The organism is Nonomuraea sp. NPDC004354, assembly GCF_053602555.1.
The window spans coordinates 46,189-63,170 of sequence record NZ_JBSGDV010000003.1; the positions used below are offsets into that span (position 1 = coordinate 46,189).

The window sequence follows — 16,982 nt, forward strand, 5'->3', positions numbered from 1 at the left end:
TGACAGCGCTGTCACTCAAGCTAGGGGCACAACCCCCTCCAGCGCTAGAGCCAGATCCTCGATGAGTGTGTCGGCCGGCTCCAGACCCACCGACAGGCGCACCAGCCCGACGGGGATGCCCATGGTGGCGCGCACCGACTCCTCGATGGTCAGCGCGGGCGCGATGACCAGGCTCTCGAACCCGCCCCACGACACGCCGATCCTGAAGGCCCTGAGCCCGTCCAGGAAGGCCGCCACCGCCCGCCGGTCGTCGCTGTCGACCTCGAAGCCGAAGACGCTGGAGAAGCCCGACATCTGCCGCGCCGCCAGCTCGTTGTCGGGATGGGAGGGCAGGCCCGGATGGTGGACGGCCCGCACCGCCTCGTGCTTGTCCAGGAAGGCCGCCACGGCCAGGCCGCGCTCCTGGTGGGCGGCCATCCGCACGGGGAGCGTGCGCAACCCCTTGATCACCTTGGCCGCGTCGTGCGGCGACATGGCCGCGCCGTACAGCTGGTACTCCGTCAGCGCGATCGGCCTGATCAGCTCGGCGGAGCCGGCCACCACCCCGCCGACCAGGTCGCTGTGGCCGCCCACGTACTTCGACAACGAGTGGATCACCAGGTCGACGCCCATGGTCAGCGGCTTCTGGAACAGCGGCGTCGACCAGGTGTTGTCCATGACGGAGACCAGCCCGTGGCCCGCGGCCCACCGGGTCACCTCCGCGATGTCCACCAGCCGGTAGCTCATGTAGGACGGCGACTCGAAGTAGAGTACTCGCGTGTTCTCTCTGATAGCGCTGTCAAGACCAGCGGGGTCGCCGACGTGTGTGTGCGTGACGCCGAACTTCTCCAGGTAGCGCAGGAACTGCGTGGTCGGCCCGTAGATCGCGCCGAGCACCAGCACGTGGTCGCCTGCCGACACCAGCGACGAGATGGTCGCCGAGATCGCGCCCATCCCCGAGCCGAAGCACTTGGCCCGCTCGGCTCGTTCCAGCGCGGCCAGCTTGCGCTGCGCGAGATCGACGGTCGGGTTGGTGCCCCGCCAGTAGACGTAGCGCTCGTCCTCGTCCTTGATCGCCTCGGCCAGGTCGCCGACCGTCTCGAAGGTGAACAGGGAGTTCTCGTAGATCGGGGGATTGACGGCGCCGAGCGTCCACGGCGCGTCCTCGCCCAGCCTGCCGCAGATCCAGTCATCGTTCATGGGGGACACTATGACAGAGGGGCGCAAGCCGCCCACCATGGCCGACGTGGCCCGGCACGCGGGGGTGAGCCTGAAGACCGTCTCCCGGGTGGTCAACCAGGAGCCGCACGTCAGCGCCACGCTCCAGCGCAGGGTGCAGGAGGCCATCAACGCGCTCGGCTTCCGCCGTAACGAGGCGGCCAGCCGCCTGGCCAGGGGCGCGGCGATGCTCACGATCGGCCTGGTGATGGAGAACATCTCCAACCAGTTCTACTCCCACCTGGCCGCGGCGGTGGAGAGCGCGGCGGCCGAGCACGAGGCGCTGGTGGTCTTCGGCTCCTACGAGGAACGGCCCGAGCGCGAGCGGATGCTGGTGGAGTCGATGTTCGCGCGCGGCGTCGACTCGCTCATCCTCGTGCCGTCGGCCGGCCGGCACGACTGGCTCGGCGAGCTGGTCGCCGGCGGGCTGCGCGCGGTGTTCGTCGACCGGCTGCCGCCGGGCGTCCCCCACTCCGGCGCGGTGCTGCTCGACGACTTCACGGGCGGGCGCCTGGCCACCGAGCACTTGATGGCGCGCGGGCACCGCAGGATCGCCCTCATCTCCGACGACGAGACGGTCAGCTCGGTGCACGACCGGGCGCGCGGCTACCGCGAGGCGCTCGGCACGCTCGACGAGCGGCTGGTGACGCGCGGCGTGTTCGACCCCTGGCGGGCCGCGCGCGAGGTGGACCGGCTGCTGGCGCTGCCCGACCCGCCCACGGCCTTCTTCGCCACCAACAACAGGGCGGCGATCGGCATCCTGCAGGCGCTGCGGCGGCGGCCCGACAGGCCGGCCTTCGTGGGGTTCGACGACTTCGCCCTGGCCGACGTCTTCGACCCCGGAGTGACCGTGGTGCGGTACGACACCGGTCTGCTCGGCCGTACCGCCGTGGACCTGCTGCTGGGCGGCGGGCCACCGCAGCAGGTGCGGGTGCCGGTCGAGCTGGTGGTGCGCGGCTCGGGCGAGCTGCCCGTCAGGACGAGCGCGGACGCCAGTCACCGCGGTCCAGGTTGAGGGTCTCGGGCGTGTGCAGCCGCACCATGGTGCGGGCCACGCCCGGGGGCACGTGGTGCGGGGTGAGGAACGACACGGCGATCATCACCACGAAGGCGATCGGCACCGTCCAGGCCGCGGGCTGGGCCAGCAGCGCGCCCACGAGACCGTCGAAGGGGCCGCCGGTGATCTGCGCCATCACCGCCGCGCACGCCAGGCCGCCGCCCACCAGCAGCCCCGCCAGCGCGCCCGTCGACGACAGGCGGCGCCACCAGATGCCCAGCACCAGCAGGGGGCAGAACGAGGAGGCCGCCACGGCGAAGGCCAGCCCCACCACGTCGGCCACCGGCAGGGCCCTGGCCCACACCGCCAGGCCCAGCGGCACCGTCACCGCCAGCAGCGTCGCCAGGCGGAAGGCGCGCACCGCGCCGCCGCCGAGCAGGTCCTGCGCGATCACGCCCGCCACCGACACCGTCAGCCCCGACGACGTCGACAGGAACGCCGCGAACGCGCCCGCGGTGACCAGCGCCGTCAGCAGGTCGCCGAGCGTGCCGCCGATCATCCGCGACGGCAGCGTCAGCACCACCGCGTCCGTGCCGGCCAGGTCGGGCGCGTAGATCCGGCCCAGCCACCCGTAGAGCGCCGGCAGCAGGTAGAAGGCGCCCAGCAGCGACAGCACCACCAGCGTCGTACGGCGCGCCGCCCGCCCGTCAGGGTTGGTGTAGAAGCGCACCAGCACGTGCGGCAGCCCCATCGTGCCGAGGAACGTCGCCAGGATCAGCGAGTAGGTGGAGTACAGCCCGTACTCCTTGGCGCCGGCCAGCGGCAGCTGCCAGTGGGCCGCGTCGTGCGCCGGCAGTCCTGGCGCGCCGCCCGAGCGCCAGGCCAGCAGCAGGAACACCAGCGGGAGCGCGAGCGCGGTCAGCTTCAGCCAGTACTGGAAGGCCTGGACGAAGGTGATCGACCGCATCCCGCCCGACAGCACGTTCACCGCCACGACCACCGCGACCAGCAGCCCGCCCACCCAGCCCGGCGCGCCGGTGATGGCCCGCAGCACGATGCCCGCGCTCTGGAACTGCGGCATCAGGTAGAGCCAGCCGATCAGCACCACCAGCACGCCGGCGGTCCTGCGCACGGCCATCGACTCCAGCCTCGACTCGGCGAAGTCGGGCAGCGTGTAGGCGCCCGAGCGGCGCAGCGGCGCGGAGACCAGGACCAGCAGCACCAGGTATCCGCCGGTCCAGCCGACCGGCAGCCACAGCATGTCGGCGCCGTGGGTGAGGATGAGGCCCGCGATGCCGAGGAAGGAGGCGGCCGACAGGTACTCCCCGCCGATGGCCGAGGCGTTCCACAGCGGGGTCACGGTGCGGGAGGCGACGTAGAAGTCGGAGGTCGTGCGCGAGAGCCGCAGCCCGAACGCCCCGATGAGGATCGCCGCGGCCATCACCAGGCCGACGGCCGCGAGGCTCACCCGACCGTCACCCGCCCCGCGGACGCGCCGTTCACTGCCGCTCGACCAGGTCTTCGAAGTGGCGCTCGTTGCGTTCGGCCTGCCGTACGTAGAGCCAGGCCCCCGCGACGAACAGCGGATAGATCAGCCCCGCCAGCACCGCCCACGGCAGCGGCACGCCGGCCAGCTCGGCCGCGCGCAGCTCGGGCACCAGCAGGAACAGCAGCGGCAGGCCGAGCACCACGCAGGCCAGCACCGTGCAGACGAACAGGGCGAGCCTGAACTGCGTGCGCAGCAGCGAGCGCATGTAGACCTCGCCGAGGCGGGTCTGCTCGTCGATCTCCCTGCTGGCCGGGTAGCGGGGACGGCGGGCGGCGGCGGTGCGCGGGCTGGTGACGGTGACGCGGCCCTTCATCGCTTCGCCTTCCGCAGCAGCAGGTCGCGCAGCTCGCGCGTGTGGCGGCGGCTGACGGGGATCTCGGTCTCGCCCACCCTGACGGTGCACCGGCCCGAGTCGATGTGCAGTTCCTCGATGTGCTTGACGGCGACCAGGTGGCTGCGGTGCACGCGGACGAAGCCCGAGGAGGCCCACCGTTCCTCCAGCGTGGCCAGCGGGATGCGCACCAGATGGCTGCCGCCGGAGGTGTGCAGGCGGGCGTAGTCGCCGTGCGCCTCCACGTAGACCACGTCGGCGGTGGAGACGAACCTGGTCACCCCGCCCAGCTCGACGGGGATCGTGTCGTACTCGGCGTTCTCGGCGGGAACGTCGGACGAGACGCACACCCGCCTGATCGCCTCGGCGAGCCGTTCCGGGCGGACCGGCTTGAGCAGGTAGTCCTCGGCCTTGATCTCGAAGGCGTCGACCGCGTGCTCCTCGTAGGCGGTCACGAACACCACCCGGGGCGGGTCGGCGAAGCGCGACAGCAGCCTGCCCAGGACCACCCCGTCCAGCCCGCGCATCCTGATGTCGAGGAAGACCGCCTCGATCGGCCTGCCCTCGGCCATGGCCCGGTCGAGCAGCCGCAGCGCCGCCGCCCCGTCGCGCGCCGTGGCGACCTCGCCGATCCGGGGATCGGCGCGCAGCAGGTACGCCAGGTCCTCGAGCGCGGGGAGCTCATCGTCCACCGCCAGCACCCGCAGCCCGTTCACGGCTCTCCCTCCGGTCATTTGAGAGTGATGAAACAGACATCAGGCGTCAAGCCTGTCACGACCCGATCACAGGCTCGCGAAATCGTCGCGGGCTCCGCCATGTGTGCGAGGAGGACCGTACGGCCACTGCTACCAGGGCCGCGCCTTTACAAAGTAGATCAGCGGGCTGACACCCCGGGGTGGTACTTGGGGACCCTGACGTTGACCTTCGTGCCGGCCCCCTGCGCCGTCTCGACGACGATGCCGTACTCGTCGCCGTAGACCTGGCGCAGCCGCTCGTCGACGTTGGCCAGGCCGACGCCGCCGGCCGCCGGGACGTCGCCGGCCAGGATCCGGCGCAGACGTTCGGGATCCATGCCGAGGCCGTCGTCCTCGACGCTGATGCGGCATTCGGCGCCCGCGTCCTCGGCGATGATCGTGATGCGGCCGACGCCGTCCTTGGACTCCAGGCCGTGCCGGACGGCGTTCTCGACCAGGGGCTGCAGGCACAGGAACGGCACGGCGACGGGCAGCACCTCGGGCGCGATCCGCAGCGTGACGCGCAGGTGGTCGCCGAAGCGGGCGCGTTCGAGGATGAGGTAACGGTCGATGGAGCGCAGCTCCTCGGCCAGCGTGGTGAAGTCGCCGTGCCTGCGGAAGCTGTAGCGGGTGAAGTCGGCGAACTCCAGCAGCAGCTCCCTGGCCCGCTCGGGGTCGGTGCGGACGAAGCTGGCGATGGTGGTGAGGGAGTTGTAGATGAAGTGCGGGGAGATCTGGGCGCGCAGCGCCCGCACCTCGGCCTCCATCAGCAGGGTGCGGCTGCGGTCGAGCTCGGCCAGCTCGAGCTGCGAGTCGACCCAACGGGCCACCTCCTGGGCGGCGCGGACCAGCCCGGCCGAGCTGTGCTCGCCGTAGGCGGCCAGCGAGCCGACCACCCTGTCGTCCGTGGTGAGCGGCACCACCACGGCGTGCCTGATCGGGCACTCGAGCAGCTCGCAGTCGAGGTTGAGCACCTGGGTACGGCCGTCCTTCAGGGTGCCCGCCGCGTGGGCGAACGCCTCGGCCGCGTGGTGCTCGCCCGCGCCGTCGTAGACCAGCAGCCGCTCGCCGTCGGTGATGGCGATCGCCGGGGAGCCGAGCAGCTCGCGCAGGTGTTTGGAGGCCCGCTGCGCCCCCTCCTCCGACAGGCCGGCGCGCAGCGGCGGCGCGGCCAGCGAGGCGGTGTGCAGGGTCTCGAACGTGGCCCGCTCGGCCGGGCCCGAGCCGAGCTCGCGGCGCCCGCGCAGCACCCGCCACAGCACGAGGGCGGGACCGCCCACGAGGAGAGCCAGGAGGAGGGCGACGACCACGGGTTCCACGGCCGGAGCCTACCGCCGTCCCGCCGCCGCGGGGCGCGGCCCGCGGTCCTGAAGGGCGGACCCGCGGTGCTGAAGGGCGGACCCGGCGGGCGCGCGGGGGCCGCCCGCTCAGCCGCTCCCCCTGATGGCGGCGGCGTAGGCCGCGGCCTCCTCGTCGGAGTCGTACTTCACGCGCGGCCAGAAGAAGCCGCGCAGCCCGTCCTTCCTGTTGCGCGGCACGATGTGGACGTGCAGGTGGGGGACGCTCTGGCTGATGCGGTTGTTCATCGCCACGAACGTGCCCGCCGCCTCCAGCCCCTTCTCCACGGCGCCCGCCAGCTGCTGCACCCGCTCGAAGAAGGGGCCCACCTCGGGCAGGTCGGTCAGCGTTTCGACGTGCTGCCGCGGCACCACCAGCAGGTGCCCCTTGAAGACGGGCCTGGCGTCGAGGAAGGAGACGGCCACCTCGTCGGAGGAGACGACGAAGGCGGCCCGCTCTCCCGCGACGATCTCGCAGAACGGACAGCTCACCAGCCGACCCTCACCGTTCCCTTGAGCAGTTCCCTGGCGATCAGCAGGCGCTGCACGTCGTTGGTGCCCTCGCCGATCGCCATCAGCGGCGCGTCGCGGTAGAGGCGTTCGAGGACGAACTCCTGCGAGTAGCCGTAGCCGCCGTGCACGCGCATGGCCTCCATCGTGACGCGCAGGGCCACCTCCGAGGCGAAGTACTTGGCCATGGCCGCCTCCGCCCTGGCCGACCTGGAGGCCGCCCAGTAGGTCATCAGCCTGGCCGCCTGGATGTCGGTGGCCATGTCGGCGAGCTTGAGCTGGATGGCCTGGAAGTCGCCGATCGGCCTGCCGAACGCCTCCCGCTGCCCCGCGTAGGCGAGCGCGGCGTCGAAGGCGCACTGCGCGACGCCGACCGCGCGGGCGGCGATGTTCACCCTGCCGAGCTCGAGGGCCGACAGCGCCTGCTGCATCCCCCGCCCCTCGACGCCGCCGAGCAACCGGTCGCGGTGCACCCGCACGTCCTCGAGGGTGATCTCGCAGGTCTCGGTGCCCTTGTAGCCGAGCTTGGGCAGGTCGCGGCTGATGGTGTAGCCGGGCGTGCCGGCCTCGACGAGCAGCATCGACATGCCCTTGTGGGCGGGCGTCTCGATCGAGGTCTTCACCAGGACGGGCATCGGGTCGGCGTGACGGGCGTTGGTGATCCAGGTCTTCGCGCCGTTGATCACGTAGTGGTCGCCGTCGCGGACCGCGCGGGTGGTGATCCCCTGCAGGTCGGTGCCCGCCCCCGGCTCGGTCAGCGCGATCCCGGTACGGCGGGTGCCGGCGGCCAGGCCGGGCAGGTAGCGCTCCTTCTGCTCGGGCGTGCCGTACTGGTCGATCATCCACGCCGACAGCGAGTGGGAGCCGAGCACGCCCGCCACGCCCATCCAGCCGCGGGCGATCTCCTCGAAGACCAGGGCGTAGGAGACGCGGTCGAGCTCGAGGCCGCCGTAGCGGGCCGGGATCGTCATGCCGAACAGGCCGAGCTCCTTGAAGCGCTCGACGATCTCCGCCGGGTAGCGGCCCGACCGCTCCCATTCGCCGGCGACGGGCACGATCTCCTTGTCGACGAACTCTCTCAGGGTGGCGCGGAACAGCTGCTGGTCCTCGTCGAGCTCGAAGTCCATCACATGGGTCCGTTCTTCGCGGTCGGGAAGTAGCCCTTGTCGTGCGGCGCGTCCCGCTTGTAGACCATGACGGTCCGCCGCCACGACATGACCTCGTCGCCGTCCTGGTTGAGGCCGCGGGTGGCGCAGGTGACGATGCCGGCGTAGGGGCGCGACCTCGACTCGCGCTTGTCGAGGACCTTCGACTCGGCGTACAGGGTGTCGCCGACGAACACCGGATGGGTGAGCCTGATCTCGTCCCAGCCGAGGTTCATCATGGCGTTCTGGCTCACGTCGATCACCGACAGACCGAGCACGATCGCCACGGACAGGCCGGAGTTCACGATGATCTTCCCGGCCGGGGCGCCCGCGGCGAAGTGCGCGTTGAAGTGGTTCTGGTTGGTGTTCATCGTCAGCAGGGTGAACCAGGTGTTGTCCGCCTCGCTGATCGTGCGGCCCAGCGGATGCTGGTAGACGTCGCCGACGACGAAGTCCTCGTAGTACCGGCCGAGGCCGGGTTGGTGCACCGTCACCTGGGCAATCTACGACTAGAACTTTCTTCGGTCAACGAAGGTCGTCCAGCTCGTCTGGTTGGGCGCGCTCCACTCGACGGGCGCGCTGATCGGGCCGAAGAACGCCTCGAGGTTGCCCGGCACCTCGTCGACCTTGGCGCCCCTGCAGTGGTAGACCAGCGCGCCCGGCCGCTGGGCCATCGCCATCCACGGCAGCCACGGCGAGACCCGGCACCACGACAGCGTGCTCGGCACCGAGGGGGCCTGGCCGTCCAGATCGGCTGCGGGGGCGAAGAACTGGAACAGCTCCATGGCCCGGTAGGTGTCGCTGAAGGAGTTGTCGGGATGGTCGGCCACCTTCAGCGGCGACGGGTAGGCCAGCAGGATGTCGGTGTTGAACACGACCGTGTCGCCGAGCCTGGTGGTGGGCACGGTGAAACCGCGCAACCGCTGGTTGACCGGATCGTTGTAGACGTGCTGGACGTCGACGGACCGGCCGGTGAAGGGGTTGTCCCAGATGTCGAGGGGCTCACGCGAGACGGGGTCGAGGTAGGCCGCCGCCTCCCTGGTCAGCAGCTCCCAGCCGCCGTCGCCCTCCACCGCCCGCGCCACGTTGACACCCTCGAAGCCGAACAGGTGACGGGGCCCGTCGTCGGGCAGATAGGCGTAGACGTCGCCGGTCCACCAGGTCACCGTCTCCGCCCCGTCGGCGCTGGCCCGTACGCGCATGAACTCCCGGAGATCGCTCATGCGCGGCACCCTACTGCACGGTGATCGCCACCGTCGCCGCTCCCTGGCCGGTGATCTCGACGCGCGTGCTGCCGGGGTGCTTGGCGTTGAAGACGAAGTAGGAGCGGTCGTCGGCGTGCTCCTCGCTGATGAAGGAGGCCACCTTGGCGTCGGGCACCTGCTTCAGCTCCCAGTCGCCGTGCGGCAGCGCCACCGAGAAGCGCTGCCCCTTGCCGACCTGGACCTGCGTGGTCGCGCCCGGGACGCCCTCGACGACCTTGCCGAGGTCGCTGACCGCGCCACCGCCACCGCACCCGGCCAGGCCGAGCGCGATGATCACGGCCACCACCGCACGACGAATCATGTCGGCAGCGTATCGGGCGCGGGCGGGTCCCGCGGAACCGCATAGGGCTCGGCGTCCGCAGGGTGCCCCTCCGCCATGCGCTTGCCCCTGATCAGCTCGGCGTCGAACTCCGCGCCGAACAACACCGCCATGTTGGACAGCCACAGCCAGATCAGGAACACCACGACCGCGGCGAGCGTGCCGTAGGTCTTGTTGTAGGAGCCGAAGTTGGCCACGTACAGGGCGAAACCGCCGGAGACGATCACCCACAGCACGACCGCGACCAGCCCGCCAGGGGTGATCCAGCGCAGCCCCGGCTGGCGCACGTTCGGCGCCGCCCAGTACAGCACCATGATGAGCCCCGCGGCGATGAGGGCGAGCACCGGCCACTTGGCGATGTCCCAGATCGTGACCAGCGTGTCGTCGACGCGGAGCCGGTCGCCTGCCACCTCGGCCACCCGGCCGGTCAGGGTGACGGCGACCGCCCCGGCCGCCAGCAGCACCATGACCAGCAGTGTCAGCCCGAGGCGCAGCGGCGTCAGCTTCCAGAACGGACGGCCCTCCCGGATGTCGTAGATCGCGTTGGCCGCGCGGATGAAGGCCGCGATGTACCCCGAGGCCGACCAGAGCGCCACGAGCAGGCCGACGATCGCCAGCGCTCCCGCGCCGGTGCTGCGCACCCCCGCAAGCCCCTGGAGCAGCAGGTCACGCACCTCGGCCGGGGCCAGGACGGCGATGCCGCCGAGCACCGTGGCCGCGTCGTCCCTTCCAACCATGCCGAGCAGCGACACCAGCACGATGAGGGCGGGGAAGATCGACAGGACACCGTAGTAGGTGAGCGCCGCCGCCCAGTCCTGCACGCCGTCGCGCCGGAACTCGGCGAACGCCCGCCTGAGCGCGCTCCACCACATACGCTTACTTCTTGCCTCGCCGCATCAGCCTCCGGGCCACGAGCAGGGCCACGACGCCGGCGGCCACGGCCGCCAGGCCCGGCCGGCGCCGCGCCTGCGCGCCCACCTTGTCGGCGGCGTCCCTGACGGGGTCCGGCATCCGGTCGGTGACGGCGACGACCCGGTCCCTGGCCGCGCCGGCCACCCCGCTCGCCCTGCCCTTGAGGTCGGCCTTGTTCACCATGGCCTCGACGGTGCCGCCCAGTTCCCCGCGGGTCCCGGCGATCTCGTCGCGCCCACCGCCCTGCCCGGGCCCGCCCGCCACCAGCCGGTCGGTGCTCGGCCGCGGCGTGGCCGCGGCGCTCGCGCCGCTCCGGCCGCCCGGGCCCGGCCCGCCGGAGACCTGGTCACCACCGGAGTCCTGGCCGCCGGAAGCCTGGCCACCGGGAACCTGCTCGCCGGGGGCCTGGCTACCGGAGACCTCGGCGGGCTCGTCGTCCCACTTGTCCGCCTCGCCGGCCCTGTCATCGGGGATCGGGCCCTCGGGCACGAACTCCTCGTGCGGCCTGCGCGCCTCGGCCGCGGCCTCGGCGTTCTCCGCCGCCCCTGCCCTGGTGGGCGGGACGTTGACGGACTCGTGGTCGGTCGGGGTGCCCACCGTGGCCCTGCGCGCGCCCACGTCGCCGGCGTGCGCGTCGCTGAAGCCCGGATCGGTCTCGGTCATCGTCGTCCCCTCTCTCTCACCACGTCGATCCACGTCGATGTCGGTCCTGACGCTCTCGTTCGCCGCCACGGGCGCCGGCGATGCCGCCTGTTCGCCCTGCTTCCTACCGATAAGACCAAGTACGGCGGCAAGGATGAGCAAAACTCCGGCCACGATTGCGGCCGTGGCCCGTGGCGGCGGCAGCGCGACGACGACGCCGGCGACACGGACGGGTCGCCGGCCGGCTCAGCCGTGCAACGGTGCCGCTCGGTGTTCATGGAGGGAGCGACTACCCGCCCCGCGGCGGGGAAACCTCAGCGCTTGGCGGCCTTCAGCAGCGCGTCGAGCACGCCGAGCACCGAGGAGCCCGGCACCTCGCACCACGGGGCGGGAGGAGCCGGTCGCTCGCACCACGGCTGGGGTGGTCGCGGCCGCTCGCACCAGTTGCCGGGACGTTTCATGCTTCCTGTCTACCACCGATGAGGTGTGTCAGCGCGGCCACTGCTCTGTAGGGGTCGGTACGGCCGGCGATCTCCTCGCAGTCGATCAGCGCGTCCAGGTCGTCCGGCGTGGGCGTCGCGTCGGGGGCCGGGTCGGTGAAGACGCGTACGCCGTACCAGTGCGTCACCTCCAGGCCGCGCGCCGCCAGCGCCGCGGTGAGGTCGGCGCGGCGGTCGGCCCGCGCGCGCACGCCCAGCCTGTTGGTGTAGGCGTCGGCGGTGAAGGCGGCCCGGGTGGCCGGCCAGTCGCCCGCCAGGCCGGGCCGCATGGCCAGCGCGTCGCCGTTGCGCACCAGCAGCGACAGGAACCCGCCCGGCCGGACCAGCCGTGCCAGGTCGGTGAGCAGCGGACCGGGGTCGGCGAAGTACATCAGCACGCCGTGGCACAGCACCACGTCGAACGAGGCGGGCGGAAACAGCGCCGGCAGCTCGGACAGGTCGGCGCGCACGGTCGTGACCCTGCCGGGGGGCAGCAGGCCGAGCAGGTCCGCGGAGGTGTCGACGCCGGTGACGTCGTGGCCGCGCTCGGCCATGCGCAGCGCCTGGGTGCCCTGGCCGCATCCGGCGTCGAGCACGCGGGCGGGCGCGGCGGGCAGGTGGCTGTCGAGCTGCCGGGTGACCAGCTCCTGGCGGACGACGTTGCGCAGTTCGCCGAGACGGTGCCGCCAGCGGTCCTCGGCGTTCTCGAACCCCACGCCTACCGACCCTAGCCCCTGCGGGAGAAACCGCAGAGGAACCGAAGTGAAACCCGGCGCGACGACACTCGCTGCATCGCACGCCTGTCCCACCCCTGAAAGGGATGTTCATGCATGTCGTCATATTGGCGGGCGGCAAGGGAGTGCGGCTGCGGCCGTACACCTCGGCGCTGCCCAAGCCGCTGGTGCCGATCGGCGAGGAGTACGCGATCCTCGACATCATCCTGCGCCAGCTCGCGGCGCAGGGCTTCACCAGCGTCACCCTGGCCGTCGGCCATCTGTCCCCGCTGATCAGGGCGTTCGTCGGGGACGGCGCCCGGTGGGAGCTGGCCGTCGACTACACCGAGGAGGTCGCGCCGCTGTCGACGATCGGGCCGCTGTTCTCGATCAGGGACCGGCTGCCCGAGCACTTCCTGGTCATGAACGGCGACGTCCTGACCACGCTGAACTACGCCGACCTGCTGCGCGGCCACGCCGCCTCGACGGCGCCGCTGACGGTGGCCACGGCCCCGCGGGTCGTCAAGATCGACTTTGGGGTGCTGGAGGCCGCCGGCGGGCACATCACGGGCTTCAGGGAGAAGCCTCTGCTCAGCTACCTGGTCAGCATGGGCGTCTACGCCCTGTCGCGCGGCTGCATCGAGGGCTATCCCGAGGGGATGGCCTTCGGCTTCGACGACCTGGTGCTCGACCTGCTGGCGCGCGAGCGGCCGCCGGCGGTCTTCGAGTTCGACGGCTACTGGCTCGACATCGGCCGCCCCGACGACTACGACGAGGCGAACGCCCGCTTCGAGGAGCTCAGGCCGCTGCTGCTGCCTGAGCCGGAGCGAGCGCTGTGAGGGTGCTGCTGCTCGGCGCCTCGGGGTTCCTCGGCCGCCAGGTCAGGCTGCTGCTGGACAACGACCCCCGGGTCGGGGAGGTCGTCTGCGCGGGGCGGGAGCGGCTCGACCTGCTGGCCGCCGACGTCGCCGCCGTGACCGGCCTGCTGGGCCGCGTCCGGCCCGACGCGGTGCTCAGCTGCGTGGGGCGGATGGCGGGCGGCCCCGAAGAGCTGCTGCGCGGCAACGCGGGCGTGGTCGCCCTGCTCGTGGAGGCCATGGCCGCGGTCGCGCCCGCCGCCAGGCTGGTACGGCTCGGCTCGGCCGCCGAGTACGGGCCCACGCCGTACGGCAGCTCGGTCCGCGAGGACGACCCGGCCAGGCCGGTCACCGCCTACGGGGTGAGCCACCTGGCCGGAACCGGGCTGGTCGCCTCGGGACCGGTGGACGGCGTGTCGCTGCGCGTCTTCAACCCGGTGGGGCCCGGCCTCACACCGGTGAACGTGCTGGGCCGGGCGGCCCGGCTGCTGCGCGAGGGCAAGGACGACATCACGCTCGGCCCGCTCGGCGCGATGCGCGACTTCGTGGACGTGCGCGACGTCGCCGCCGCCGTGGTGGCCGCGACCTTCGCGGACCTGGGCGGCGAGCGGGTCCTCAACGTGGGGTCGGGGCGGGCGGTGCCGGTCCGCGACGCCGTGGCGCTGCTGGCCCGTGCGCTGGGCTTCGACGGCGGGATCCACGAGATGGCGGGGGGATCCGACCGGTCGGGGGCGGCGCCGTGGAGCCAGGCCGACATCACCCGGTCGATCAAGGTCCTCGGCTGGCGTCCCGTCCACGGCCTGGCCGCGTCGGTCGCGGCCATGGCGGAGGAGCGATGAGGCGGCTCGCCCTCGCCCTGCTGCTCACGGTGAGCGCCTGCGCCTCCGCCCCTGGCGCCGGGGGACTGCTCGGCGTCACCTCCTTCACCTACGTGCTGACCGGCTATCCCGGCGGCCGGCTGGACACGGTGGCCGCCGCGCCGCACCGGCTGGCCGTCGTGGACCTGTCGCGCGACGGCACCGCCGCCGGCTACTTCACCGCCGCCGAGATCGCCGCGGTGCGCGAGAGCGGCAAGACGGTGCTGGGCTACTTCGAGATCGGCTCGCTGGAGGAGTTCAGGACGGAGTTCGCGAGCCTGCCCGCCGGGCTGCGGCTGAACGTCTGGCCGGACTGGCCCGACGAGCACTTCGTCAAGTACTGGGACCCGTGGTGGTGGGACCGGGTGATCAGGCCCCGGGTCGACCAGGCCCTGCGGGCCGGCTTCGACGGCGTCTACCTCGACACGCCCCTGGCGTACGAGGAGATCGACCTGGCGCGCGTGCCCGGCGAGACCCGTCACAGCCTCGGCAGGAAGATGGCCGATCTGATCGTCCGGATCAGTGCCTACGCCAAGGCCGTCCGCCCCGGCTTCCTCGTCGTCCCGCAGAACTCGCCCGAGCTGCGGCACCACGGCGGCTACACCGCCGCCATCGACGGCATCGGCATGGAGGAGCTGTTCTTCAGGGCCACCGACCGGGCCTGCGCGAAGGAGTGGTGCGCCGGCAACCTCGCCGAGGCCGCCGCCCTGCGCGCCGCGGGCAAGGCCGTCCTGGCCACCGACTACGCCGCCGCCCCCGGCAACCGCCGCGCCGCCTGCGCGGCCTACCGCCGGCACGGGTTCGCGGGCAACGTCACCACGGTCGACCTGGACCTGGTGAGTCCCCCCTGCGGGGTTTTCCCTCGGGAAGGAAAGGAGTGACGATGCCGAAGACCGTCGGCGTTGTCGGCATGGGATACGTGGGCCTGACGCTCACCGCGGCACTGGTCCGCAAGGGTTTCACGGTCCACGGCGTGGACGTCGATCCTGCCGTCGTGGAGGCGCTGTCGCGCGGGCGGATCCACGTGTTCGAGCCGGGCGTGCAGGAGGTGTTCGACGAGCACCTCGGCGGCCGCGTCCGCATCGGCGCGGCGCTGCCCGGCGAGCCGCTGGACGCGGTGATCCTGTGCGTGTCCACGCCCGTCGACCTCGCCACCGGGACACCGCGCCTGGACGGCCTGGCCGCCGCCGCCGAGGCGTGCGGACGGCAGCGCCTGGTGGTGGTGCGCTCGACGGTGCCGATCGGCACCAGCCGCTCGGTCGTGCTGCCCCGCCTCGAGCCCGGCACCCGCCTGGTGATGGCGCCCGAACGCACCATCCAGGGGCAGGCGCTGCGGGAGCTGGTCGAGCTGCCCCAGGTGATCGGCGGGCTCGACCAGGACAGCCTCGAGGCGGGGGTCGAGCTGTTCGAGGGGCTGGCCGACCGGATCGTCCCCGTCTCGAGCCTCGAGGCGGCCGAGATGGTCAAGCTGGCCAACAACTGCCACACCGACCTGATCTACGCCTACGGCAACGAGCTGGCGCTGATCGCCGAGCAGCACCGGCTGGACCCGCTGGAGGTCATCGGCGCGGCCAACCTCGGCTATCCGCGCCCCGACCTGGCCAAGCCCGGCTACGTGGGCGGGGGCTGCCTCACCAAGGACCCGTACCTCATGCGGGCGAGCGCCACCACCTCGCTGGTGGGCCACGCCCGCGCGCTCAACGAGCGCCTGCCGTCCCATGTCGCCGAACGGCTGGTCGCCCTGATCCGTGAGACGTTCGGCGAGACGGACGGCGTCATCCTGTCGGTGCTCGGCTGGGCCTACAAGGGCTGGCCGGCCACGGACGACATGCGCGGCACCCCCGTCGAGCACATGATGCCGGTCTTCACCAGGGCGGGGCTGACCGTCCTCGGCCACGATCCGCTGGTAGCCGACGAGGTCATCGCCCGGTACGGCGGGCGACCCGTCAGCCTCGACAAGGTTTTCGCCGAGTCCGACGCGATGCTGATCGTCAACGACCACCCCGACTACCGCGGGATGACGGTCGGCGACACCCCGATCAGGGTGCTGTTCGACTCCTGGCGCATACTCGACGCCGACGGGCTCACCGGACGGGGCATCCGCTACGCGGGGATCGGATACACGCGATGAGAGTCCTTCTGCTGGGCGGCGCCGGCTTCATCGGGCTCCACCTCGCCAGGCGCCTGCTGGCCGACGGCCACGCCGTCACCGTCGTCGACGACTTCTCCAGGGGAAGGCGCGACCGCGACCTGGAGGGCATGCCGCTGGACGTGCGCGACGCCGACCTCACCGATCCCGCCTCCTACCGGGCGCTGGAGCACGGCTGGGACCAGATCTACCTGCTGGCCGCCGTCGTCGGCGTCCGCAACGTCGAGCGGGACCCCGCCCGGGTGCTGCGCGTCAACACCCTGGCGCTGATGCACCTGCTGGACTGGATCAGGCCCGGCGAGCCGCTGTTCTACGCCTCCACCAGCGAGGCGTACGCGGGCGGCGTCACCGCCGGGCTGGTGCCGGTGCCGACGCCCGAGAGCGTCCCGCTGGTCATCGAGGACGTGGCGGCGCCGCGCTTCTCCTACGCCATCAGCAAGCTGCACGGCGAGGCGGCGGTCCTGCACGGCGCGCACGCCGTCGTGGGCCGCTTCCACAACGTGTACGGGCCGCGGATGGGCGCCGACCATGTGATCCCCGAGCTCGCGCTGCGCGCCCTGCGCGGCGAGAACCCGTTCCGGCTGTACGGCGGCGAGCAGACGCGGGCGTTCTGCCACGTCGAGGACGCGGTGGAGGCGATGGTGCGGCTGATGGCGACACCCGCGGCCTTCGGGCGGATCGTGCACATCGGCGACGACACCGACGAGACGACCATCTCCGACCTGGCCAAGCTGGTGCTGCGGCTGGCGGGCGGAGACCCGGTCATCGACCCGGTGCCCGCGCCGGCCGGCTCGGTGGCCCGCCGCTGTCCCGACATCTCCCTGCTGCGGGAGCTGACGGGCTTCGAGCCGCGGGTGCCCCTGGAGGAGGGGGTCAGGCGGACGTTCGACTGGTACCGGCGCATCTCGCCCGGCGCCTGACCCTCGTGGCCGCGCCTGCCGGGACCGCGATCCCGTCCCGGCAGGCCGCGGGTCCGGCCGGGCGGCGGG

General features: G+C 72.3%; 20 protein-coding genes and 1 pseudogene. 6 read left to right on the forward strand and 15 right to left on the reverse strand.

Features of this window, described 5'->3' with window-relative positions; all coding sequences use genetic code 11:
• Positions 1-15 precede the first annotated feature (15 nt).
• Positions 16-1,179 (reverse strand): trans-sulfuration enzyme family protein, encoded by a 1,164-nt coding sequence (locus tag ACWENQ_RS10940; RefSeq protein WP_452413864.1) that lies wholly within the window; start codon positions 1,177-1,179, stop codon positions 16-18.
• Positions 1,180-1,189: 10 nt separating this feature from the next.
• On the opposite strand from ACWENQ_RS10940, the gene ACWENQ_RS10945 reads away from it, so the two are divergent.
• Positions 1,190-2,212: a LacI family DNA-binding transcriptional regulator gene (locus ACWENQ_RS10945; protein ID WP_449927529.1), complete on the forward strand. Its 1,023-nt coding sequence runs from the start codon at positions 1,190-1,192 to the stop codon at positions 2,210-2,212.
• Here ACWENQ_RS10945 and ACWENQ_RS10950 read toward each other — a convergent pair.
• The 14 genes and pseudogenes from ACWENQ_RS10950 to ACWENQ_RS11015 all read right to left on the reverse strand — a co-directional run bounded on the left by ACWENQ_RS10950 (position 2,172) and on the right by ACWENQ_RS11015 (position 12,133).
• Entirely contained in the window at positions 2,172-3,662 is a 1,491-nt protein-coding gene (locus ACWENQ_RS10950) for a sodium/solute symporter (RefSeq protein ID WP_452413866.1), read from the reverse strand. The genes ACWENQ_RS10945 and ACWENQ_RS10950 overlap by 41 nt on opposite strands.
• Positions 3,663-3,693: 31 nt before the next feature.
• Positions 3,694-4,056 carry a hypothetical protein gene (locus ACWENQ_RS10955; protein WP_354907253.1) on the reverse strand — a complete coding sequence of 121 codons (363 nt, stop codon included), beginning with the start codon at positions 4,054-4,056 and terminating at the stop codon, positions 3,694-3,696.
• On the reverse strand, positions 4,053-4,790 hold the full coding sequence (locus ACWENQ_RS10960) for a LytR/AlgR family response regulator transcription factor (RefSeq protein WP_354907502.1): 738 nt from the start codon (positions 4,788-4,790) through the stop codon (positions 4,053-4,055). The genes ACWENQ_RS10955 and ACWENQ_RS10960 overlap by 4 nt, the downstream gene beginning before the upstream one ends.
• A 158-nt stretch (positions 4,791-4,948) precedes the next feature.
• On the reverse strand, positions 4,949-6,127 hold the full coding sequence (locus ACWENQ_RS10965) for a sensor histidine kinase (RefSeq protein ID WP_354907254.1): 1,179 nt from the start codon (positions 6,125-6,127) through the stop codon (positions 4,949-4,951).
• 108 nt (positions 6,128-6,235) lie between these two features.
• On the reverse strand, positions 6,236-6,637 hold the full coding sequence (locus ACWENQ_RS10970; RefSeq protein WP_354907256.1) for an HIT family protein: 402 nt from the start codon (positions 6,635-6,637) through the stop codon (positions 6,236-6,238).
• The gene (locus ACWENQ_RS10975) at positions 6,634-7,782 is read right to left on the reverse strand and encodes an acyl-CoA dehydrogenase family protein (protein ID WP_449927517.1); all 1,149 of its coding nucleotides are present in this window, start codon (positions 7,780-7,782) and stop codon (positions 6,634-6,636) included. The genes ACWENQ_RS10970 and ACWENQ_RS10975 overlap by 4 nt, the downstream gene beginning before the upstream one ends.
• Positions 7,782-8,294 (reverse strand): MaoC family dehydratase, encoded by a 513-nt coding sequence (locus ACWENQ_RS10980; RefSeq protein ID WP_449927515.1) that lies wholly within the window; start codon positions 8,292-8,294, stop codon positions 7,782-7,784. Before ACWENQ_RS10980 ends, ACWENQ_RS10975 begins: the two co-directional genes overlap by 1 nt.
• Positions 8,295-8,309: 15 nt before the next feature.
• Positions 8,310-9,023: a DUF1838 family protein gene (locus ACWENQ_RS10985; protein WP_449927512.1), complete on the reverse strand. Its 714-nt coding sequence runs from the start codon at positions 9,021-9,023 to the stop codon at positions 8,310-8,312.
• A 10-nt stretch (positions 9,024-9,033) separates the two neighbouring features.
• A complete protein-coding gene (locus tag ACWENQ_RS10990; RefSeq protein ID WP_449927509.1) occupies positions 9,034-9,366 on the reverse strand; it encodes a hypothetical protein in 333 nt (110 codons plus the stop codon).
• Complete coding sequence (locus tag ACWENQ_RS10995; RefSeq protein ID WP_449927506.1) at positions 9,363-10,256, reverse strand: YihY/virulence factor BrkB family protein; 894 nt, start codon at positions 10,254-10,256, stop codon at positions 9,363-9,365. The genes ACWENQ_RS10990 and ACWENQ_RS10995 overlap by 4 nt, the downstream gene beginning before the upstream one ends.
• Before the next feature lie 4 nt (positions 10,257-10,260).
• A complete protein-coding gene (locus tag ACWENQ_RS11000; RefSeq protein ID WP_452413868.1) occupies positions 10,261-10,959 on the reverse strand; it encodes a hypothetical protein in 699 nt (232 codons plus the stop codon).
• A 45-nt stretch (positions 10,960-11,004) separates the two neighbouring features.
• Positions 11,005-11,145, reverse strand: a pseudogene (locus tag ACWENQ_RS11005) (phage holin family protein); the annotation flags it as partial.
• Between the two features lie 107 nt (positions 11,146-11,252).
• On the reverse strand, positions 11,253-11,399 hold the full coding sequence (locus tag ACWENQ_RS11010) for a hypothetical protein (RefSeq protein ID WP_354907265.1): 147 nt from the start codon (positions 11,397-11,399) through the stop codon (positions 11,253-11,255).
• Positions 11,396-12,133 (reverse strand): class I SAM-dependent methyltransferase, encoded by a 738-nt coding sequence (locus ACWENQ_RS11015; RefSeq protein ID WP_452413870.1) that lies wholly within the window; start codon positions 12,131-12,133, stop codon positions 11,396-11,398. The genes ACWENQ_RS11010 and ACWENQ_RS11015 overlap by 4 nt, the downstream gene beginning before the upstream one ends.
• 110 nt (positions 12,134-12,243) lie before the next feature.
• On the opposite strand from ACWENQ_RS11015, the gene ACWENQ_RS11020 reads away from it, so the two are divergent.
• The 5 genes from ACWENQ_RS11020 to ACWENQ_RS11040 are packed head-to-tail and all read left to right on the forward strand — an operon-like array spanning position 12,244 to position 16,913.
• Positions 12,244-12,969: a sugar phosphate nucleotidyltransferase gene (locus ACWENQ_RS11020; protein WP_452413872.1), complete on the forward strand. Its 726-nt coding sequence runs from the start codon at positions 12,244-12,246 to the stop codon at positions 12,967-12,969.
• Entirely contained in the window at positions 12,966-13,826 is an 861-nt protein-coding gene (locus tag ACWENQ_RS11025; RefSeq protein ID WP_452413874.1) for an NAD-dependent epimerase/dehydratase family protein, read from the forward strand. Before ACWENQ_RS11020 ends, ACWENQ_RS11025 begins: the two co-directional genes overlap by 4 nt.
• A complete protein-coding gene (locus tag ACWENQ_RS11030; protein ID WP_452413876.1) occupies positions 13,823-14,725 on the forward strand; it encodes an endo alpha-1,4 polygalactosaminidase in 903 nt (300 codons plus the stop codon). The genes ACWENQ_RS11025 and ACWENQ_RS11030 overlap by 4 nt, the downstream gene beginning before the upstream one ends.
• A 2-nt stretch (positions 14,726-14,727) precedes the next feature.
• The gene (locus ACWENQ_RS11035; RefSeq protein ID WP_452413878.1) at positions 14,728-15,975 is read left to right on the forward strand and encodes a nucleotide sugar dehydrogenase; all 1,248 of its coding nucleotides are present in this window, start codon (positions 14,728-14,730) and stop codon (positions 15,973-15,975) included.
• Positions 15,972-16,913 carry an NAD-dependent epimerase/dehydratase family protein gene (locus ACWENQ_RS11040; RefSeq protein WP_449927485.1) on the forward strand — a complete coding sequence of 314 codons (942 nt, stop codon included), beginning with the start codon at positions 15,972-15,974 and terminating at the stop codon, positions 16,911-16,913. Before ACWENQ_RS11035 ends, ACWENQ_RS11040 begins: the two co-directional genes overlap by 4 nt.
• Positions 16,914-16,982: the final 69 nt, after the last annotated feature.